Consider the following 21,112-nt stretch of genomic DNA (forward strand, 5'->3'; position numbering starts at 1 on the left):
CCTAGCTCTTGGGCCCGCCATCCTGTCCGTCAGCGTCCGGGGACTCAGCGTCAGGCCCACCCGCTTCGGGGCCGTCAGCTGCCTTGCCGTCCTGCCCGCCGTCGGTTTCTTCTCGTCCGTTGGACGGAGCGTCGTCGAACCCGCCGCTCAGCAACTTCTGCAGGGCGTCATCCACCTCAGTGTCGCTGGCTTCCGCCAGTTTCCGGCGTCCGCTGAAACCGCGGGGATCGTCAAGGTCCTCGGCTGTGGGCAGCAGGTCCGGGTGGTGCCAGATCGCGTCGCGGCCTTCAATACCGCGTTCTTCCTTCAGCGTGGCCCACAGGGTGGCCGCATCCCGCAGCCGGCGGGGGCGCAATTCCAACCCGACCAGCGAAGCGAACGCGTGCTCGGCCGGGCCGCCGGTGGCACGGCGGCGGCGGACAGTTTCCCGAAGGGCGCCGGCAGACGGCAGCAGCTTCTCGGTGGCGGCTGCAGTGAGTTCGTCCACCCAGCCCTCCACCAGTGCGAGTGCTGTTTCCAGTTTCTCCAGGGCCTGATCCTGGGCCGGGGTCCGCTGGGGCATAAACACGCCCTGCGAAAGGGCTTCCTGGATGCCCTCGGGATTGCTGGGATCGAGATCCCGGGCCAGTTCCTCAATACGGGAAGTGTCGATATGGATGCCCCGCGCGTAAGCCTCGATGGCGCCCAGCAGGTGGCCCCGCAGCCAGGGAACCTGGACAAAGAGCCGGGCGTGGGCAGCTTCCCGGACAGCGAGGAAGAGCCGGATGTCGTTCTCGGGCAGGGAAAGCCCTTCGCCAAAGGCGGCTACGTTGATGGGGAGCAGGGCCATCTCAAGGTCGGCGAGGGGCACGCCGATGTCGGTGGAGCTCACCACGCCCGTGGAAAGGGCGCCGATGGCCTGCCCGAGCTGCATGCCGAAGATGGCGCCGCCCATGTTCTGGAGCATTGACGAGGCTCCGCCCATCATGGACTTCATTTCTTCAGGCATCTGCTCCGTCATGGCGGATGAGAGCGCATTGGCGATGCTGTTGGCCACCGGCTCGGTCAGCCTCTTCCAGGTGCCAAGGGTGGCTTCCACCCACTCCGCACGGGACCACGCCCGGCCGATCAGGCCGGTTGCGGGAAGATCGGTGACGGGGTCCAGCCACATTTCGGCGAGCCGCAGGGCTTCGTCCACTTCGCGGGACTGCTGCGAGGTGACGGAGGGGTCCGCGCTGCCGGCTGCGACCCGCCGGGCGTTCTCGTGGGCCAGCTGCCAGTTCACGGGTCCCTCGGACGGTGCGCTCATCATGGCCTGGACCTGGGAGAACATCTGGGCCAGCAGGTTGGGGTCGTTGGGAAGGCCGGCAGCCTTGGCCAGTTCGGCGGGGTCAAAGTTTTCCATCCCCTTGCCGCCCATCAGGTTTTGCAGCATTTCTGTCAACGGGTCCTTGGGGGTGTCGTCGCCGTTGGACGGATTAAGTGGATTGGAGGTCATGATCCCGCCGATCGTCGGTGTGACTGTTGATCAACCTTCACGGTACCGCGGTGGTGGTCGGCTGTCTGCCGCACCGCGGTACCGTTCGCTGTAGGCAAAGAACTCCGCCTGCGGGGCACCGGTAGTGTTGGTTCAGTGACTACAACCCGTGGCGGCCACCCCTCCGAGGACCACGCTGCCGAGTTCCCTTCCGGTACCCCGCACGGGGAATCAGGCAACCCTGAAGCCGGCACGCCGGCAGGTGCACCGGAAACCTGGCCGGCGGCTGGACCTGCGCAGTTCCCGGGCGGTCCGGCCCGCCGGGACAGCAAAGTTTCGGCCATGATGGTGGCCGGAGTAACTGCATTGGGGCTCGGAATCGCTGTGGGCACTTTGCCGGTCCCGTACGTCGTCGAAACACCCGGCCCTACATACAACACGCTAGGCCAGAGCCAAGGAAGCCCGGTCATCAGTGTCAGCGGCCGGGAAACCTATCCGGCAGCGGGAAACCTTGACCTGACCACCGTGTACGTGAGCGGCGGCCCCAGCAGCCCGGTGAGCATCATGGGCGTTTTCTCGGCCTGGCTGGACCCCTCAAAAGCTGTATACCCGCAGGAGCTCATCTACCCCACCGGCACCACCAAGGAAGAGGCCGAGGAACAGAGCTCGGTGGCCATGACCACCTCGCAGGAGAACGCTGTGGCCTCAGCCTTGAACGAGCTGGACATTCCCTTCGGGCAGCAGCTTCAGGCTGCAAACCTTTCCGAGGGTTCTGCCGCCGCCGGAAAAATCGAGCCGGGAGACATCCTCAAGACCATCAACGGCAAGGAGATCACTTCCCTCGCTGTTATCCAGGAGGAGCTGGCGGCAGGTAAGGGGGCGCCCGCCACCGTGGTGGTGGAACGTGATGGCCGGCAGGTCACGCGCGAGATCAGCCCGAAGGACAACGGTGCGGGCCGTTTCATTCTGGGTGTGATGCTCAAGTACCTGTTTACTTTCCCCTTCGACGTGGAGATCTCGCTCGAAAAAGTAGGCGGGCCCAGCGCGGGACTGATGTTCTCCCTCGGGATCATCGACACCGTCACTCCCGGGGACCTTACGGGAGGAAAACACGTCGCCGGTACCGGGACCATTACCCCTGACGGTGTGGTTGGGCCCATTGGCGGCATCGGGCAGAAGATGCAGGGCGCAAGGTCCGGGGGAGCCACCCTGTTCCTCGCTCCTGCAGCCAACTGCGGGGAAGTGGTGGGCCATATCCCGGACGGCCTGCAAGTGGTCAAGGTGGAGAACCTCGCGGACGCCCGGCGCGCCGTCGAGCTTGCCGGTTCCGGCGGGGACACATCCGGCCTTCCGGCATGCACAACCAACTAGACTGGGCAGGAACTAAGCTTTACCGCCACTCGTGGCAATTAAGACGGACGAAACCAGGGTTTGACGGTTAGTACGTCGCTCGCACGCACGCTTCGAATAATCTGACGACCAGCTATGAGGTACCGAGTTTGTCCCGTCCCGCCAGCACCATGTCCACAGGTAAACCCCCCTCAAGACGGGGGCCGCTGACGCCCACCCTGATCGTTGTTGCCCTGGTGGTTGTGGGCTTCATCTTCTTTGCCAACGTCTGGACCGATGTCCTCTGGTACCGGCAGCTTGGCTTCATCGAAGTGTTCATTACTGAGAACCTGGCCCGGATCGCGATCTTCGCTGCCGGGTTCGCCATCATGTTCCTGGCCGTCTTCTTCGCCATCCGCATCGCCTACCAGTCGCGGCCGGTCTACGCCCCTGACTCGGAAATCCGCGACAACCTGAACCGCTACCAGGCGCAGCTCGAACCTGTCCGCCGGGTTGTTATGGTGGGCCTGCCCGTCCTGTTCGGCCTCTTCGCCGGAAGTGCAGCGGCCAGCCAGTGGCAGAAGGTCCTCCTGTTCTTCAACCAGGAACAGTTCGGCAAGCAGGACCCGCAATTCGGCATGGACATCAGCTTCTACCTCATGACGCTGCCGTTCCTGGGCTTCGTCACCGGCTTCCTGATCAGCGTGGTGGTCATCGCCGGCATCGCAGGCATCCTCACGCACTACCTCTACGGCAGTATCCGGCTGATGGAGCGCGGTGTCTTCACCAGCCGCGCCGCGCAAATCCACATCGCCGTCGCCGGTGCGGCCTTCCTGGTGCTCCTGGGCATCAATTTCTGGCTGGACCGTTTTTCGGCAGTGCAGAGCAACAACGGACGCTGGGCCGGGGCCCTTTACACGGACGTCAACGCCGTCATCCCGACAAAGTCCATCCTGGCCGTGGCTGCAGCGCTGGTTGCCATCCTGTTCATCGTGGCCGCGGTTATTGGCCGCTGGCGGCTGCCCCTGATCGGCACTGCGATGCTGGTCATCACGTCTATCCTGGCGGGCGGCGTCTACCCCTGGGTTATCCAGCAGTTCCAGGTAAGGCCCTCGGAGGAAACGCTGGAAAGGGAATTCATCCAGCGCAACATCGACAACACGCGTGCGGCTTACGGTTTGGACAAAATCCAGGTAGACCGGTACGACGCCACCAACACAGCCACCACGGGCGCGCTGGCACCGGACGCTCAGACGACGGCGAACATCCGGCTGCTGGACCCGAACCTGATCTCTGACGCGTTCTCGCAGCTGGAGCAGTACCGTCCCTACTACCAGTTCCCCGAAGCCCTCAACGTGGACCGCTACGAGGTGGACGGCAAGATTCAGGACACGGTTATCGCCGTCCGCGAGCTGAACCCCGCCAACGTGGCTACAAACCAGCAGGGCTGGCTCAACCAGCACGTTGTGTACACACACGGCTATGGTGTGGTGGCAGCAAAGGGAAACAAGTTCACGGTGGACGGCAAGCCCGAGTTCCTGCAGTCAGGCATTCCCTCGACGGGCGTGCTGGGCGATGACTCAAGCTACGAGCCCCGGATCTACTTCGGCGAATCCTCGCCGGACTACTCAATTGTGGGCGCGCCGGACGGTGCCCCTGCACGCGAGCAGGACAGGCCTTCCGGACGCGAAGGGGAGGGTGAGACCCAGTACACCTTCGAAGGCAACGGCGGGCCCAACGTTGGTTCTTTCTTCAACAGGGTGCTCTATTCCATCAAGTTCCAGTCCTCGGATTTGCTGCTCTCGGACGGTGTCAACCCGGAGTCGCAGATTCTGTACGAACGCAATCCCCGTGACCGCGTTGAGAAGGTTGCCCCGTACCTGACGGTTGACGGCAATGCCTACCCGGCGGTGGTGGACGGCCGCGTCAAGTGGATCGTGGACGGATACACCACCAGCCAGTACTACCCGTACTCGCAGCAGGAGCAGCTTTCGGACGCGACTGCGGACTCACAGACTACGTCCGGCCGTGCGGTCGCGCTGCCCAACAGCACGGTCAACTACATCCGCAACTCGGTGAAGGCTACGGTTGACGCCTACGACGGTTCGGTCACCCTGTATGCCTGGGATGACCAGGATCCGCTGCTGAAGTCCTGGCAGAAGGTGTTCCCCACGTCGCTGAAGCCGTTCTCGGAGATGTCCGGCGATGTTATGAGCCACGTCCGGTACCCGGAGGACCTGTTCAAGGTCCAGCGCCAGCTGCTGGGGGAGTACCACGTGACGGATCCGTCCAGCTTCTACAAAACCAATGATGCGTGGAGCGTTCCGGCGGATCCCACAGTGGATTCGAACACCGACGTCAAACAGCCGCCGTTCTACATGTCGCTGCAGATGCCGGACCAGGAAAAGCCGGCTTTCCAGCTGACGTCCTCGTTCATTCCCCAAATTGTCAACGGGAACGCACGCAACGTCCTCTACGGCTTCCTCGCTGCGGACTCCGACGCAGGCAACCAGGCGGGTGTGAAGGCCGAGAGCTACGGCAAGCTGCGGCTGCTGCAGATCCCGCCGGAGATCCAGGTCCCCGGTCCCGGCCAGGCGCAAAACAAGTTCAACTCGGATCCCACTGTTTCGCAGGCCCTCAACCTGCTCCGCCAGGGCGCATCTGACGTGCTGAACGGCAACCTGCTCACGCTTCCCGTGGGCGGCGGCATCCTTTACGTCCAGCCGGTCTACCTCAAGTCCACCGGTGAGACGTCCTACCCCACGCTGCAGCGGGTCCTGGTGGCCTTCGGCGACAAGGTAGGCTTCGCCCCGACCCTCGACGAAGCGCTGAAGCAGCTCTTCGGCGGCGACTCGGGGGCAGCCGCAGGCGACTCGGACAACAACGGCCAGACTCCGGCGGATCCTGCGGCCCCTGCCAGCCCAGGGGGAGCGGATGCCAAGGCAGATCTGAAAGCGGCACTGGACGAGGCCAACACCGCTATCCAGGCCGGCCAGGCTGCGTTGGCCGCCGGTGACTTCGCTGCCTATGGCGAGGCGCAGAAGCGCCTTGCGGCTGCCCTACAGAAGGCAGTAGAGGCGGAGGGCAAGATCCCGGCTGCCGCTCCCGAGGCATCGCCGGCGCCGGCGTCCACAGCGACGCCCCAGGCCACGCCTTCGCCCTCGCCCGGCAGCTGACCACCGGCACCAGATCACGACGGCGGCCCCGGCGTCCGCTCCATCCGGAGCGGGTGCCGGGCCGGCGAGACGGAGATCACGCCCTCGCGATTTGGCCTGCTGTTCACCGGCCGGTAAAGTAGTTCTTGCGACGCGGGGTGGAGCAGTTCGGTAGCTCGCTGGGCTCATAACCCAGAGGTCACAGGTTCAAATCCTGTCCCCGCAACTGGCAGAAGTCCCGGACACTGGAAACAGTGTCCGGGACTTTTTGGTTTAAGCGTCCACCCTGAGGCGTAGTGGTCGGGGGATTAGTGGTTGGCGGCCCTCCAGCCGACGGGCTGGGCGGCAGGAAGGGCCCCTGGCGAGGGCCATGAATTGGGGCTGAATTGGGCCGTGTAAAAACCTTCCGCCGAAGTAGGGTAATGTTGTTTCAGCGACGCGGGGTGGAGCAGTTCGGTAGCTCGCTGGGCTCATAACCCAGAGGTCACAGGTTCAAATCCTGTCCCCGCAACTATGAGAAGGCCCCGACCGGCAGACAAGCCGGGCGGGGTCTTCTTTTTCCTTGAATGCCGGTAGTTCCTAGTATTCTCTTTCGCAGAGCCTCACAGATTGTGAGCACTTCGCCAGTCATTCTCGAGAGGAATGTTGCTCGATGTCCACACCCACGAAAAAGCCCGGCACTGCCGCGGGCAAGCGGTCCCGGCTCTACTGGGGTGTCCCCGCGGTCCTCGCGGTGCTGGTCCTCGTGGTGTTGATCGCCAAGTGGCTGATGGGCCTGCCCGCCGTCGCTTCCTTCGTAGCCGACTACCCGGGCCATTCCGAACTGCCGGCGGCAGCCCCGGCGGGTTTCCCCGCCTGGCTTGCGTGGCAGCACTTCCTGAACGCTTTCTTCCTGCTGTTGATCATCCGCACCGGGTGGCAGGTCCGGACCACCACGCGCCCCAGCGGCCACTGGACCCGCAACAACAAGGGATTAATCAAAACGAAGAACCCGCCCACCAAGATCACCCTTGAGCTCTGGTTCCACCTCACACTGGACGCCCTGTGGATCCTCAACGGCCTGGTGTTCGCGGTGCTGCTGTTCGCCACGGGACAATGGATGCGGATAGTTCCCACCAGCTGGGACGTGTTCCCCAATGCGCTCTCGGCCGCCCTTCAGTACGCCTCCCTGAACTGGCCCACCGAGAACGGCTGGGTGAACTACAACGCCCTTCAGCTGCTCGCCTACTTCGTCACGGTCTTCGTCGCGGCGCCCCTGGCCTTCATTACGGGCCTGCGCATGTCTTCGGCGTGGCCGAAGAAGGCAGCCGGCCTCAACAAGGCCTACCCCATCGAATGGGCCAGGGCCATCCACTTCCCGGTGATGATCTACTTTGTTGCCTTCATTGTGGTGCACGTTTTCCTGGTGCTCGCCACTGGGGCCCTGCGCAACCTCAACCACATGTACGGCGTAAGGGACGACGACGGCTGGTTCGGGTTCTGGGTTTTCCTCGGCTCGGTAGCGGTGATGGCTGCGGCCTGGTTCCTTGCCCGCCCCATCTTCCTGCGTTCCGTTGCGTCCCTGATGGGCAAGGTCAGCCGGTAGCCCCAGCTGCCGATGACGGCACCACCCGTGGCTGTTAGTCCTTGAGTTTGCCGTAGGTCTCCAAGGCCCTCACGCGGGACTCAGCCAGCCCAACCAGCGGCTCCGGGTACCCGGGCACCTCGCCGGCTTTCCAGGGCTCGTGGATGGCTTTCCCGTCGAGGCCGGCAAGTTCCGGGATGAACTGGCGCAGGTAGCGGCCGGCTGAGTCGAATTTCTTGCTTTGCGTCACCGGGTTGAAGATGCGGAAGTAAGGGGAAGCATCAGCTCCGGAGCCGGCCACCCACTGCCAGTTGGCGGGGTTGCTGGCCGCGTCCGCATCAACGAGGGTGTCCCAGAACCACTGCTCGCCCACACGCCAGTCTGCCAGGAGATTCTTCACCAGGAAGGAAGCCGCCGCCATCCGCACGCGGTTGTGCATCCAGCCTGTCTGCCACAACTGCCGCATTCCGGCGTCAACAAGGGGGTAGCCAGTGCGGCCCCGTTGCCACGCTTTCAGCTCGCCGGTGCTGAGCGACTGCCACTCAAAGCGGTCAAACTCCGGGCGGTAGTTGCGGGTGGCCAGTTCCGGGTTGGTGTACAGGAGGTGCCAGCAAAACTCCCGCCAACCGAGCTCGGAGCGGAAGATCCCGACGTCGGCCGGTACCTGGCGCGGGAACCGCCGGCGGATTTCCCGCCAAACCCTGAACGGACTGATCTCGCCGAAACGCAGGTGCGGGGACAGGCGGCTGGTTCCTTCGACCGCAGGCACGTTACGGCCCGTCCCGTAGTCTTCCGCCGGTCCGGCCAGGAAGTCTTCCAGGCGACGCCGGGCTCCGTCCTCTCCTGGTTCCCAGGTCTTGGCAAGGCCACCGCTCCAGTCGGGGGAGTGCGGCAGGAGGTTCCAACTGTCCAGGTCCTCGCCCCCAGGAAGTGCCCCTCCTTTGCTTGTGGCAGGGGAAGGAAGCTGATCCGGCGCTTCATGCGGCTCGCGGATGCCGTCCTTGGCGAGGCAGGCCCGCCAGAAGGGTGTGAACACTTTGTAAGGTCCGCCGGCGCCGGTGCGAACGGTCCAGGGCTCGAACAGGAGGTTTGCCTGGTAGCTGGAAGCGTTGACGCCGTTGCCGTCCGCCCACGTCTTCACGGCGGCATCCACGGTGCGCTCCGGCAGTCCGTACCGCCGGTTCCAGAAGAGGTGGGCAGCAGTTGTCTCGGTGGCCAGCTCCGCGAGAACAGCTGCCGCAGGTCCGCGGCGAAGGAGGAGGCGCGAGCCTCTGTCCTCCAAAGCGTTGGCCAGCGCGGACAGGGAATGGTGCAGCCACCAGCGGCTGGCTCCACCCAGCGGCCGGATCCCAACTGACTCCTCGTCCAGTATGAACACGACTGTTACGGGCAGGCCCAGCGCTGCCGCGTCGGTCAGTGCAGGGTTGTCATCCAGGCGCAGATCGTCACGCAACCAGACGATGGAAGTTTCATCGGAAAAAGCCATGCCCCCACGCTACACACCAGGGCACAAGTAAGGCCGGGGTGGCCCCGGCCTTACTTGCTATTAAGGGATGCCCCCGTCAACCGTCAGAGCTTGTCGAAATCAGCTTCATTCACCGTGGACTCGGAGGCTGCTGAGCCGCCGGCACCCGCGCCGATAGCCGGCTTTGCCGTGCCGCCGGATTTCAACGCGGCAAGACGTGCTTCGATCTCCACCTGTTCTCCGAGGTCCTCAAGCTGGTTGAACTGCGCATCCAGGCTGGACTCCGTGAGTTCCTGCTGCCCGCGGACCTTGGCCTCCTCGCGGCGGATCTTCTCTTCGAAACGGCCTACTTCGCTGGTGGGGTCCATAAAGTCAATGCTCTTGATGGCATCATGCACCTGCGACTGCGCCGCTGCAGTCTTCGAACGGGCAACCAGTTCGTTGCGCTTGCTGGTCAGCTGGTTAAGCTTGCCCTTCATCTGGTCAAGGCCGGTCTTCAGCTTGTCCACCACTTCGCGCTGGGAAGCGATGCTCGGCTCCGCGCCCTTGGCCTCATTTTCAGCCGATATCTGCCGCTGGAGGGCCACCTTGGCCAGGTTGTCGAACTTCTGGGCATCAGCCGCATTGCCGCTGGCGCGGTATTCATCAGCCTTGCGCGACGCGGCAAGGGCCTTGTTGCCCCAGTCGCGGGAGTTCTTGACGTCCTCGTTGTAGTCGTCCTCAAGCATGCGGAGGTTGCCGATGGTCTGGGCCACGGCCGACTCCGCCTCAGCGATGTTGTTGGTGTAGTCCCGTACCATCTGGTCCAGCATCTTCTGTGGATCCTCAGCATTGTCCAGCAGAGTGTTGATGTTCGCCTTTGCCAGCTGTGCGATACGGCCGAAAATGGACTGTTTAACCATGGTGTTACCTTTCGTCCTGCTCTTTGTTGAGCACTGAAATCCGTGAACAGTTGGGTGCATCTATCCGTCAGACGGTGAAACCTACTCGGGTGATGACGGGCGCAAGGCTGTTAGAAGCTTCCGGAGTCCCCTCCGCCGAAGTCCCCGCCGCCAAAGTCGCCGCCGCCGAAATCGCCGCCGCCCCAGCCGCCCCCGTCGCCGTGGCCGCCGCCCCAGCCGCCGCCACCGCCTCCGTTGAGGATGGAGTTGATCAGGATGCCGCCGAGAATAGCGCCGCCAAGTCCGCCGCCACCGCCTCCGCCGAACATACCGCCGCGGCCGTAACCCTGATTGGCGTAGCCATCAAAGTGGTCCACGTCCGCCTGAGCCAGCTGGGCTGCCTGGGCAGCCAGGGCGTGGGCCTGCTGGGCGTATGTCAGGGCGGTTACGGGATCGGTACGGGCGATGGACAGGGCGTAGTCCAGGTTCCGCTGCGACTCCGCCAGCCGTGTGCGGGCCTCTGTTCCTACGCCGCCGCGCCGGGCGGTGATGTAGTCGGAAGTGGCGCTGATCTGGGCCTGGGCAGACATGATGGTCTGCTGAAGTGATGCCTGGGCCCGCCGGGCCTGTTCCTGCTGGTCCCTCACTCCACTGAGCGCCTGGTCGAGCGACTGGTGGGCGGTCTCTACGCGCTGGAGGGTGGCGATCGGGTCGATTTTTCCGCCCTTGATTTCCGCCTTAACCTGGGCCAGTGCAGCTTCGACGGCGGCAACAGGGCCGGCAAGCTCCGAGTGCGCGCCGGACTGGATCATCGCCCTTGCCTGGGCAAGGTCCTGCGAAGTGTCCACCACTGCCGCCTCCAGGCCGTTGCGGGCCTCGTCCAGGCTTGATGAGCGCTTTGAGATCGCATCCAGAAGTACGTTCGTCTGGTGCAGGCTCTCTTCCGCCGCGCGGACAGCTACGGCTGCGAGGCTTCCTTCATTTTCACCCAGTTTCTGTTCCGCCGTGGCGGAAGCGTTCTGAACGAAAGCTAGCCGCTCCTTCGCCTGCAGAATGTTGTCCGAGACCTGTGCCAGCGCGCTCTCGGCATACTTGCCCCGAAGCGCGGTGAGTGACTGCTCGGCGCTGGCGATCTTCGCGTCTGCTTCGCGGGCTCCTGCGTTAACGGCTGCGAGCGCCCGCGGGGCGTTCTTTTCCAGTTCGCGGAGGGAATCGAAGTCCGCCTTCTGCTCCTGGAGCGACGCCAGCGCCGCTTCCGAGCGGCGGATGATCTCGCCCAACCAGGAACGCTGCTGCTCTTCGGTGTCCGGAATGTGGTCGTCAAGCTGCTGCTGCAGCTTGAACGATTCCGTCATGTGGCCCTTGGCTTCGTCCAGTGCCTTGGTGAAATTGCCTACGGCGGAATCGCCGTACTGCGCCTGGGCGAACATCAGTTCCTGCTCGCTGGACTTGATGGCGTCGTCCGCCTCAATGAGGAGGGAGCCACTCTTGCGGCGCAGCTCTTCCACGCTCAGGGATGCCAACGGGTCAACCTGACCGCCCTGGGGTCCATAGCTTGCGCTGGATGACTGCACCGCTGCAGCCTTCTTCCGCCGGTTGCGGAAGTACAGGTATGCACCCGCACCACCGGCAGCCACAACACCGGTTCCTACCAGAACGGCTGCGCCGGCACCGTCACCCGAGGGGACGTTGCCACTGCCGCCGCCGGCCGCATCGCCGACTGCCGCCGCGGTGTCGATGGCTGCCTGGGCGAAATCGCGCTTGCCGCCAGCCAGATTCGCAACGATAGCGTTCTGGCTGATGTTGCTGGTCTTGGAAGAGATGGGGCTTGCCGAGTTAGGGGAGAAGTAGTACTTGCCGTCGTCGGACATCGCGAGAATGACGTCTGCCCTGCCCATGCCCTTGGTTGAGGCCACGGCTTGGGACCAAGCCTTAGGATCAGCGGGGTCTTCGAAGGTATCCACAGTGACGACGTAAAGGTTGTACTTGTGGTCCTTCAAAAGCTTCTGAACTGCTTCCTGGACCTCGCCCGTACGACCGCCGAAGACCTTGGCTTTGTCAACGATGTTCGTCCCGGACGGAATAGTGACCGGCGGTTCTGCCCAGGCCGCGCCGGCGGGCACCGCCAGCAGGCCGGTCAGGCCGATCACGGCGAGAATACGTTTGAACTTTGACCGCATGTGCAACCCTTCAGCACGCCTGACACCGATTCGGGACGAACCGGTCGTCTCAGAATGCAGCAGCGCCCCCACGCATGTGTGTAGCCGCAGGTCGCTGTGGCAATCATCTTGATTCTATGGTGCACCCCACAAGCAGTCCATCGAGCCGAATATGCCACCAGCGAAAAGGCTCCGGAATGCCGAAGCGGGGACCGGAAAAGTATCCAGCAAGCTCTCAGCAAACATCCGAGCTTGTTACAGCGAGGGAGTCCATAGTTAATTCAGACGAGGATGAAAGGAAGCCCCATGACTGAGAACCAAACCCCCGGCGACTCTCCCGAGAGCCGCGGCCCGGGCCGGCAGGATGCCTGGCAGCAGCCCTCCGCCAATGCCGGCAACAGTGCCGGAGAGGTTCGGGATGCGCATGACAGGGCAGCCTCAAGCGCCTCGGCGAGCGCCGCCAACCAGGAGCCCGGTGCAAGCCAGAGCCCCACTGAACGGCTGGATCAGCCGCACCCGGTGGAAAACCCCACCCAGCAACTCCCCGGAACGCGCCCCGCTTACCCCCAGCGCCAACCGTACCCCCAGCACCAGCCCTTCTACGGGCAGTCCGTGTCCGACCAGAACAATTCCGGCCAGTCCGCGCAGGGCAGCCAGCCCGCACACCACGAACCCCACGGGCCCCAGCCCCACTATGGCTACTACGGCCAGGGCCAGCACAACGCCCAGCACACAGCCCCCGGCGGTTATGCACCCCTGGCTCCAAACCCGAAGGACGCCCCTCGCAGGAAGGCTTCGTTCGGCGTCGGCACCCTGGTAGCCAGCATCCTCGCGGCCGGACTCGTGGGCGGCGGAGTAGCGACTGTTGGTGCCGGTGAGTTCTTTGACAGCTCCGGCTCCACAGCCGCCACCAGCAGCAACAGCCAGCCCGGAACCGTCATCGTCAATAACCAGGAAGATGTGAACGCCATAACGGCGGCTGCAGTGAAGGCAACACCCAGCGTGGTGACCATCAGCGCTTCCAGCGGCGGAGCCGGCGGCACAGGTTCGGGCATCATCCTGAACGACCAGGGCCACATCCTTACCAACACCCACGTCGTTACGCTCGATGGCCAGTCCGCCAATGCAGCGCTCGAAGTCCGGACCAGCGATGGCAGGGTGCTCACCGCCAAACTGATTGGCACCGACCCGTTGTCAGACCTTGCTGTGATCAAGGTTGACAACCCCTCAGGCCTCACTCCTGCCACCCTTGGCGACTCGGGAAAGCTCAACGTGGGCGACACCGCCATAGCCATCGGCTCGCCGCTGGGCCTGACGGGAACGGTGACTGACGGAATTGTTTCAACGCTGAACAGGACCATCAGCGTCGCCTCGGCCGCGGCCCCCGAGGAGGGAGACAGCGCCGAAGGCGACGACGAGGGCGGGTTCCAGTTTGCGCCTCCCGGCGGCGGCCAGAGCCAGCAGACTACGGCCCAGAATGATATCTCCATTAACGTGATCCAGACCGATGCTGCCATCAACCCCGGCAACTCCGGCGGTGCGCTGGTGAACAGCAGCGGTGAGGTCATTGGGGTCAACGTGGCCATCGCCTCGGCCGGGTCGAACTCACTGTCCTCCTCGAGCGGCAACATCGGTGTGGGCTTCAGCATCCCCATCAACCATGCCAAGCGGGTTGCGCAGGAGATCATCGACACCGGAAAGGCGTCGCATGGACAGCTGGGCGTCAGCGTCAAAAAGAAGTCTGCTTCGAGTGGCGATTCCGAGTTCTCGGTAGGCGCGGAGGTTGCCACGCTTGAGCCAAATTCGGCTGCAGCGAAAGCCGGGATCAAGGTGGGCGATGTGATCACCAAGTTCAATGACCTCGCCATTGGTGAACCGGAGCAGTTGACCGCCGCAGTCCGGGAACAGCCTGCCGGATCCGGGGTCAAGATCACTGTCCTGCGCAACGGTGCCGAACAGACCTTGGACGTCACCCTCGGCGCGGCCGCCAGCTGACAGCTGGCCTTACCCCGGGCACAGGGGCTTAGGAAAAGTCCGACGGCGGCGTCCCCACTTTGGCGGGGACACCGCCGTCGTCATCTGCATAAGACTTACGGCAAGCCAACAACGCCGGCGGCTGACACAGGCGTTAACGGAAACCGGCGCACGGGCGCGCCTATATGGTTAGCTAGGAGCTACCCGTATGCCGGGCATTCCGCGGCCATGACCCTACCCGGCTGGCTGTCCACAAGCATGGAAGGCTTCTGTCGATACAGTGGAAAAGACATTGAAGATCATCGTCCTGGTCAAGCATGTACCGGACGCCCAGTTCGACCGTCACCTCAACGGGGAGGGCTACACGACTGACCGTGACGAAAGCATCCTGTCGGAGCTGGACGAGTATGCCCTCGAGGCCGCACTGCAGCTGGCCGAGGCGCGCGGCGGCAGCAAGGCCGGCAACCAGGTCATCGCCCTGAGCATGGGTCCGGCCGGTGCGGTCAACTCCGTCAAGAAGTCCCTTCAGATGGGCGCCACTGAGGGCGTGCACCTGACCGATGCGGCCTTGGCAGGATCTGATGCTGCGGCCACCTCGCTGGCGCTTTCGGCAGCAGTACGGTACCTGAACCAGGATGCACCGGTGGACCTGATCATCACCGGCATGGCCTCCACCGACGGCGAGACCTCCCTGGTGCCCGCGCAGCTCGCCGAACGCCTTGGCCTTCCCCAGGTAACGTTTGCTTCGTCCCTGGACGTGGACGGCGGACGGCTCGTGGCGCGCCGCGACGCGGACACAAGCTCAGAGACCGTAGAGGCCGCCCTCCCGGCGCTGGTCTCCGTCACGGACCAGATCAACGAGCCGCGGTACCCCAACTTCAAGGGCATCATCGCCGCCAAGCGCAAGACCATCACCACCCTATCCCTCGCCGACATCGGCGTGGATCCAGCCCAGGTGGGCCACGCCGGCTCTTGGACCGCGGTGACCAACGCGGAGGAACGGCCGCCCCGGACTGCCGGAACCATCATCACCGACGAAGGCGACGCCGGCATCAAGCTGGTTGACTTCCTGGCCGCCCAGAAGCTGCTCTAAGAGGGAACACCGACATGGCAAAAGTACTTGTATTTATTGACAACCCCGGCACCGCGCTCAAGAAGAGCAGCCTCGAGCTGCTGACCCTGGCACGGTCCCTCGGGGAAAGCGTCGTTGCCCTCAACGGGGAACTGCACGATGACGTAACAGCTGCCTTCGGCGAGTACGGCGTCAGCGCCGTTCTCCGCCCCTCCGTGCGGGACTTGAACGACTACCTGGTCGCACCCAAGGCCGCCTACCTTGCCGCCGCAGCGCAAAGCACCGGAGCCACCATCGTGCTGCTGGACAATTCCCCGGAGGGCAAGGAAGTTGCCGCCCGCCTGGGAATCCGCCTCAACGCCGGCGTTATTACCGACGTGGTTGGCGTGGATGCTGACGGAACGGCCCACAAGTCCGTCCTTGCCGGTTCCTACAACACTGCCTGCAAAGCCACCACGCCCGTGTCCGTGCTGACCCTCAAGGCCAACAACGTGACTCCGGAGCCGGCCGCGGCACCCAGCGCCCCGGAGGTCGTCACGGTTGACGTTCCCGTTGGAAGCACCGATGCCGCCGCCCGGATCACCGCGCGCGAGCAGAAGGTGGCCAGCGGCCGCCCGGACCTGACCGACGCCCGCATCGTGGTGGCCGGCGGACGCGGCCTCGACGGCGACTTCGGACCCGTGGAAGAACTCGCAGACGCACTGGGAGCCGCTGTGGGAGCCTCACGTGCGGCAACCGACGCCGGCTGGATCAGCCACGACGCCCAGGTGGGGCAGACCGGCAAGACCGTTTCGCCGCAGTTGTACATCTCCGCCGGCATCTCCGGTGCCATCCAGCAGAAAGCCGGCATGCAGACGGCAAAGGTGATCGTCGCAGTGAACAAGGACGCCGAATCACCGGTGTTCGAGATCGCGGACTTTGGCATCGTCGGAGACCTCTTCGACGTCCTCCCGCAGGCTACGGCAGAGATCAAGAAGCGAAAAGGCTGATTATTGGCTGTCTTCGCTGCGCAGGCAGAAAGCCCGTTCAACCCGGCCACGGACCGGATTGGGCGGGTGCTCTGTTTTGCTGCCCACCCGGACGACATCGACTTCGGTGCTGCCGGCACCATCGCGGCCTGGACGGCGGCGGGTGTCCAGGTCAGCTACTGCATCATGACCGACGGCGACGCCGGCGGCTTTGATCCGGCCCACCGGGCGGACATCATTGCCATGCGGGACGCTGAACAGCGCAAAGCCGCCGCTTTGGTGGGGGTTTCGGACATCCATTACCTCCACCAGCGCGACGGCTACCTCGAACCCTCGCACGAGGTGATGAGGGAAGTGGTGCGGCTCATCCGCGAACTGCGTCCCGACGTCGTGCTGGCCATGCATCCAGAACGGAACTGGCGCCGAATCCAAAAAAGCCACCCGGACCATCTTGCGGTGGGGGAGGCTGTGACCCGCGCTGTTTACCCTGCCTTGGAGAATCCGTTCGCCTACCCCGAACTGGCCGAGGCCGGGCTGGAAGCGTACAAGCTACCGTGGCTTTGGCTGTACGCCGGGCCGGACGAACGGGAAAACCACTTCGTAGATGTCACCGGGCACGTGGACGCGAAGCTCGAAGCCATCCACGTCCACGTCAGCCAGCACCCGGATGTCGAGGCTATGGAAGCGACAGTGCGCCAGGGCATGCACGCCAATGCTGCGCGGGCCGGGCTCCCGGCCGGGCGCAGCGCCGAAGCGTTCCATGTAGTGGCAGTCAACGGGCCCGGTACCATCGCCGGTTTCTAGGCAACTGCCTCTCGAACTCATGAAGGCGCCCTGCGGCCTTCCACCCGGAATGCCGCAGGGCCCCTTTATGCTGCTCTGTTGGCCAGCGCTACGCGTTCAACGGGGCGGCAGCGACGGTTGGCATCGTGGGGGACTCGGAGCCGCCGACGGGCTCCACCGTGATCCCAAGTGCTGCCGCGGAGGAGATGCCCTCCACTACTGCGGGTTTTGACAGCGCCTCCGCGTCCATCAGCCCCTGCGAGACGGGTGCTGAACCGTCCTTGGGAATGAGCCACATCTGATAAACCTTGCCCTCGGGCGGGGCAGGAACGTCTTTCATCCTGACCACCACGGCGTCCTCGGACGAGGAAATCTGGACGGTGGCAGTGCCGCCGCCGGCCACGTCTACCGAGGCTTCCCGGAGGTCTCCTGCCCGGACCACCTGGTTCAGGGGGTCGTTCTGGTCCGCGAAGTAGGAACCGACGCCGACCCCGCCCAGGGCTATCGCTGCGGCCGCTGCGATCCCGGCGAGCCAGCGCCGGGCGCCGGTTGGACGTCGCCGTTCTTCCCGGCGCTGCCGCGCTTTGGCGAGCTCGTCACTGGAACCTGCGGCGGAAGAGGTGAATGCGCCGGCGGAAGGAGCGGGCGCGCCCGGATCCCGGCGCGCGTCCTGGGCCGGCAACTGGGCGACGATCCGGTCGAAAAGGTCAGCCGGTGGTTCCTCCTCCGCCTTGAAGGTGCGCGTGAGCGTTTCCCTCGATTGGCGGACACGTTCGTGGAAGGAGTCCCGTTCCGCTGCCGGTGCCGCTGAAATGTACTGATCTATGGCACTGCGTTCCTGTTCCGTCACTGCATCCAGTGCGTACAGCTCGGCCAAGTCAACGGCACGGCCCGAAGCGAGGTCAGCGGAGACGGTGTCGCCGAAGGCACCCGGACGGCCGCTGCGTCCACTATTCATATCGGTCATTTCAACTCACCCCCAGACAGGTCTTCAAGCGGATCAGTCCGTCGCGGATGCGGGACTTTATGGTGGGAACTGCCGCGTTCAGGCGTTCTGCGACTTCGCGGTAGGTCAGTCCGCCGTAGTATGCCAGGCGGACGGATTCCTGTTGCGTCTCGGTCAGCGTGCCAAGGCACCGGACCACGGCCTCCGCTTCGAGCCTGCTGCCCACTTCGTCCGAAACACTGTCGTGGTCAATGTCCTGGGTGCTGGCACCGTAACGGGCTTCACGGTCGGTGGCCGACTGTGCCGACCGTACCTTGTCAACCGCACGCCGGTGCGAGATGGTCATGAGCCAGGAGAGCGGGCTGCCGGCGGCCCTGTCGAACTTCGCCGCGTTTTGCCAGACCTGCAGGAATACTTCCTGCGTTGTGTCCTCACTGAGTTCGGCGTCGATGAGGACCCTGCGCGCCATGCCGTAGACGCGTCGGGAGGTCAGCTGGTAAAACTCCGCGAAGGCAGCCCGGTCGCCCTGGGCTATCTGTTCAAGCAGCGCGGCGAGGCGGTGGCTGACGTCGGCCGGCGTGTCCGTCACGGTGGCCGGGGCCTCGGAATGAGGCGCGTTGGGAGTTTCCATCACTACCAAGCATAAGTCTCCAGGGGATGAAACCTCAGCAGTCCCGCCGGGGAAGCGGTGGGCTGTCCTGGGATCTGCCCCGAGAAGTGTCACCTGCCGCTCCTTGGTCGCTGTGGATTGTTCTCAGGAGTGATTCGGCACGGCAGCCGGGGTGGATGGGCCGGGCCCAAAAGTTTTACCCGCTTGGTTCCGTGGCCGCAGCAAAATGTGCCGCCCCGAAATCGAAGTCTGTGGGGTGTCAGATCCGCGCGCCGGCGAAACCCTGCTGGCGCCAAGCTTCGTAGACGGCGATGGAGGCGGCGTTGGCCAGGTTAAGCGAGCGCAGTGCGGGCAACATGGGCAGCCGTACGGTGGACGTGACGTGCGGGTCCGTCTTCAGTTCCGGCGGCAGGCCCACCGATTCCCGGCCGAACATCAGCACGTCACCGGGCTGGTAGGCAATGTCCGTGTAGCTGGCACTTCCGTCAGAGGTGAACGCATACACGCGTTCCGGCTGGAGATGCTGCCAGGCCTCGTCCATGCTTCCGTGCACGGTGACCACCGCGAGGTCGTGGTAATCGAGGCCCGCCCGGCGGAGTTTCGCATCCGAGAAGTCGAAGCCCAAGGGCTCCACCAGGTGCAGCTCGGCGCCGGTGATGGCTGCCAGGCGGATGGCGTTTCCGGTATTGCCGGGGATTTCGGGGGCGTGGAAGAGGATGCGGAACACCATTCCATCCTAGTCAACGCGGTCAGTGCATGCCGCGCAGCAACCTGGCCAGGACCGGGACGTTGACGGTGTTGGGAGCCGGGCCGGACGCGAGGAACTCCTTCAGTCCCCGGACCATTCCGGCTGCGTTGACGATCCTGACGCTTTCCAACGCACCGGCCGAGCGGCGGTGCTGGTCAATCACGGGCTCGTGAAGATTCCCGCCGGGGCTGTGCACCACGGTCCAGCCGGTGATGTTCAATTCCGGAAAAATGTCCTGCATCGCCCTTACTACGTGTGCCAGCTGCGGCGGGGCCACGGAGCGTCCGCCGTGGTTGAGGGTCCTGCCGTCCCAGGCATACGCGCCCTTGGGCAAAAGCATGGAGCCGATCAGCGCCAGCCGGTAGCCGGAGAGCACGGCGTGGTCGATGTGGCTGTTGTCCGCCGGTGACTGCAGGCCATTGATGAGCCGCGCGGCCGGAATCGCGGGCAGCACCTGGCGGGTCAAGAGCTGGACTGTGCGCATCTCGCGCTGTATCCGCGCTTCGGCCCCGAAGATCCCGCGCTTCCGCGGCATGCCGTGGACCTGCTGGCTGGCTTCTGCCAGGGGGATCAGGGGGACCACGTCGCGGGCCGCAGGACTGTAGGGCGGAATGTAGACGGGAGGGTCCCCGGCAGTGTTGCGGCTGCCGCCGGTCCTGTGCACGGTGGCCGAAGCCCTGCTGCCTGCGGCCGGCGCATCAAAGTGCGGTTCCGAATCCGCTTTCTCCCCGGCGGTGCCTGCAGCGTAGGAGCGGTCGTAGGCTTTCCTGCGTTGTGGATCGATGAGGGTTTCATAGGCGCTGGTCACCCGGCGGAAAGCTGCGGCGTCCCCGCCGTGGTCCGGGTGGGCCGTGCGGGCGGCGCGCCGGTAGGCCACCTTTATTTCCTTCTCGGTGGCGGTGACTGCCACGCGAAGCACCTGGTAGTGGGAGCTGCTCTCGGTCAAGCACTCATCCTTCTGTTGGTATGGCCAGTCCCCGGGGGCAGCCCTGTGGGCCCAGCATATCGGCCTTTGCCCTGACAACGATCGCGCCGGCTTTCAGGTTTCCCGGGCCCGGTTGTTGGTGCCGGCGGCGTTTAGAGGCGTGAAAATGACAGCCCCGAGGGCCGTTCTGGAGGCAGGACTTGCCCTAGGGTTTGGTGTTCCGGCGGGAGGGCCGGTTGAGGCGTGGGCACCGGCCCGCACTCCAAAGTCAAGCAGTGCCACGTCGAAGAAAGCTCCGAGCAGCAGCAGGTTGACGGGGTCTATAATCAACGCATCTTGACTTTGGATCGGTGGGCAGATGAGCAGACTTTCCTGGGCGAACCGGATGGCGGCACTCGCTTCCCTTGGCGATGAAAAGCGCTTGCAACTCTTCGAGCTTGTGGCGGCCTCGCCCGGAGCCGTAGGCCGGGATGACGTTGCCGGTGCCACCGGAATTCCCAGAAGCACTGTCTCCTTCCATCTGGACCGGCTGGTGCAGGACGGCCTGCTGGCCGTTGAGTTCCACAAGCCGCCGGGGAAATCGGGGCCGGGCTCAGGCCGTCCCGCCAAGATGTACCGCCCCGTTGCAGGCGAGATCGGTGCCTCCGTGCCGGACCGGAACTACGACCTCGCCGGCGAACTGATGGCCTCGGCGATCGAAAGGTCCACAACAGAAGGTGAGCCCGTCGCCGAAGCCTTGCCTGCGGAGTCATTCCGGAAAGGGCGCTCCCAGGCTGAGGCCGCGAAAACCCTGGAGGACTTCCTGGTCCAGGCGGGCTACCGCCCGGAGCCGGATGGCGACGGCGGTTTCCTCCTGCCGAACTGCCCTTTCCACCGCCTTTCGAACAAGCATCCGGGCGTCGTCTGCACCATGAACGGTGCATTCCTCCGGGGCGCCGCAACCCGCTTCGACGCTTCAGCAGACCGCGTCGCGCCCGCAGACCAGCCCGGCCACTGCTGCGCCCGGATCATGCCTCCGGCCGGAGCGGTGCAGACCCGGGGCCGGGAGCCAGGAGGGCAAGGCGGCTAGAATTACAG

At 64.5% G+C, this 21,112-nt stretch carries 16 protein-coding genes and 2 tRNA genes; 10 read left to right on the forward strand and 8 right to left on the reverse strand.

Annotated features, from left to right (window positions below; translation table 11 throughout):
- Position 1 precedes the first annotated feature (1 nt).
- A complete protein-coding gene (locus QFZ70_RS05810; protein WP_307094493.1) occupies positions 2 to 1,477 on the reverse strand; it encodes a zinc-dependent metalloprotease in 1,476 nt (491 codons plus the stop codon).
- A gap of 321 nt (positions 1,478 to 1,798) precedes the next feature.
- On the opposite strand from QFZ70_RS05810, the gene QFZ70_RS05815 reads away from it, so the two are divergent.
- From QFZ70_RS05815 to QFZ70_RS05835, 5 genes are all read left to right on the forward strand, one after another.
- Complete coding sequence (locus QFZ70_RS05815) at positions 1,799 to 2,827, forward strand: PDZ domain-containing protein (RefSeq protein ID WP_307097806.1); 1,029 nt, start codon at positions 1,799 to 1,801, stop codon at positions 2,825 to 2,827.
- 149 nt (positions 2,828 to 2,976) lie between these two features.
- Positions 2,977 to 5,961: a UPF0182 family protein gene (locus QFZ70_RS05820; RefSeq protein WP_307097807.1), complete on the forward strand. Its 2,985-nt coding sequence runs from the start codon at positions 2,977 to 2,979 to the stop codon at positions 5,959 to 5,961.
- A gap of 131 nt (positions 5,962 to 6,092) precedes the next feature.
- Positions 6,093 to 6,166, forward strand: a tRNA-Met gene (locus QFZ70_RS05825).
- Positions 6,167 to 6,377: 211 nt separating this feature from the next.
- Positions 6,378 to 6,451: transfer RNA gene (locus tag QFZ70_RS05830), tRNA-Met, on the forward strand.
- A gap of 141 nt (positions 6,452 to 6,592) precedes the next feature.
- Positions 6,593 to 7,525, forward strand: coding sequence for a cytochrome b/b6 domain-containing protein (locus QFZ70_RS05835; RefSeq protein ID WP_307094494.1), 933 nt, complete (start codon positions 6,593 to 6,595; stop codon positions 7,523 to 7,525).
- Positions 7,526 to 7,559: 34 nt separating this feature from the next.
- Here QFZ70_RS05835 and QFZ70_RS05840 read toward each other — a convergent pair whose 3' ends face one another.
- From QFZ70_RS05840 to QFZ70_RS05850, 3 genes are all read right to left on the reverse strand, one after another.
- Positions 7,560 to 8,990: a deoxyribodipyrimidine photo-lyase gene (locus QFZ70_RS05840; protein ID WP_307094495.1), complete on the reverse strand. Its 1,431-nt coding sequence runs from the start codon at positions 8,988 to 8,990 to the stop codon at positions 7,560 to 7,562.
- Positions 8,991 to 9,073: 83 nt separating this feature from the next.
- Positions 9,074 to 9,871 (reverse strand): PspA/IM30 family protein, encoded by a 798-nt coding sequence (locus tag QFZ70_RS05845; RefSeq protein WP_307094496.1) that lies wholly within the window; start codon positions 9,869 to 9,871, stop codon positions 9,074 to 9,076.
- A 110-nt stretch (positions 9,872 to 9,981) separates the two neighbouring features.
- Positions 9,982 to 12,030 (reverse strand): TPM domain-containing protein, encoded by a 2,049-nt coding sequence (locus QFZ70_RS05850; protein ID WP_307094497.1) that lies wholly within the window; start codon positions 12,028 to 12,030, stop codon positions 9,982 to 9,984.
- A 285-nt stretch (positions 12,031 to 12,315) separates the two neighbouring features.
- Between QFZ70_RS05850 and QFZ70_RS05855 the strand changes: the two genes are divergently transcribed.
- The 4 genes from QFZ70_RS05855 (at position 12,316) to QFZ70_RS05870 (ending at position 16,827) form a co-directional block, all read left to right on the forward strand.
- Positions 12,316 to 14,004 (forward strand): trypsin-like peptidase domain-containing protein, encoded by a 1,689-nt coding sequence (locus QFZ70_RS05855; protein ID WP_307094498.1) that lies wholly within the window; start codon positions 12,316 to 12,318, stop codon positions 14,002 to 14,004.
- 271 nt (positions 14,005 to 14,275) lie between these two features.
- Positions 14,276 to 15,076, forward strand: coding sequence for an electron transfer flavoprotein subunit beta/FixA family protein (locus QFZ70_RS05860; RefSeq protein WP_307097808.1), 801 nt, complete (start codon positions 14,276 to 14,278; stop codon positions 15,074 to 15,076).
- A 14-nt stretch (positions 15,077 to 15,090) separates the two neighbouring features.
- Positions 15,091 to 16,044, forward strand: a complete 954-nt coding sequence (locus QFZ70_RS05865) for an electron transfer flavoprotein subunit alpha/FixB family protein (RefSeq protein WP_307094499.1) — start codon at positions 15,091 to 15,093, stop codon at positions 16,042 to 16,044.
- 3 nt (positions 16,045 to 16,047) lie between these two features.
- Positions 16,048 to 16,827: a PIG-L deacetylase family protein gene (locus QFZ70_RS05870; RefSeq protein WP_307094500.1), complete on the forward strand. Its 780-nt coding sequence runs from the start codon at positions 16,048 to 16,050 to the stop codon at positions 16,825 to 16,827.
- 88 nt (positions 16,828 to 16,915) lie between these two features.
- Here the strand turns inward: QFZ70_RS05870 and QFZ70_RS05875 are convergent, their stop codons facing one another.
- From QFZ70_RS05875 to QFZ70_RS05890, 4 genes are all read right to left on the reverse strand, one after another.
- Complete coding sequence (locus QFZ70_RS05875) at positions 16,916 to 17,773, reverse strand: anti-sigma factor (protein WP_307094501.1); 858 nt, start codon at positions 17,771 to 17,773, stop codon at positions 16,916 to 16,918.
- 1 nt (position 17,774) lies between these two features.
- Entirely contained in the window at positions 17,775 to 18,383 is a 609-nt protein-coding gene (gene sigK, locus QFZ70_RS05880) for an ECF RNA polymerase sigma factor SigK (protein ID WP_104042365.1), read from the reverse strand.
- Between the two features lie 238 nt (positions 18,384 to 18,621).
- Complete coding sequence (locus QFZ70_RS05885; RefSeq protein ID WP_307097809.1) at positions 18,622 to 19,089, reverse strand: tRNA (cytidine(34)-2'-O)-methyltransferase; 468 nt, start codon at positions 19,087 to 19,089, stop codon at positions 18,622 to 18,624.
- A 22-nt stretch (positions 19,090 to 19,111) separates the two neighbouring features.
- Positions 19,112 to 20,056: a J domain-containing protein gene (locus tag QFZ70_RS05890; protein WP_307094502.1), complete on the reverse strand. Its 945-nt coding sequence runs from the start codon at positions 20,054 to 20,056 to the stop codon at positions 19,112 to 19,114.
- Positions 20,057 to 20,393: 337 nt separating this feature from the next.
- Here QFZ70_RS05890 and QFZ70_RS05895 point away from each other — a divergent pair, with 337 nt between their 5' ends.
- Positions 20,394 to 21,104 (forward strand): metalloregulator ArsR/SmtB family transcription factor, encoded by a 711-nt coding sequence (locus tag QFZ70_RS05895; protein ID WP_307094503.1) that lies wholly within the window; start codon positions 20,394 to 20,396, stop codon positions 21,102 to 21,104.
- Positions 21,105 to 21,112 lie beyond the last annotated feature (8 nt).

Source organism: Arthrobacter sp. V1I9 (assembly GCF_030817075.1).
Classification (GTDB): domain Bacteria; phylum Actinomycetota; class Actinomycetes; order Actinomycetales; family Micrococcaceae; genus Arthrobacter.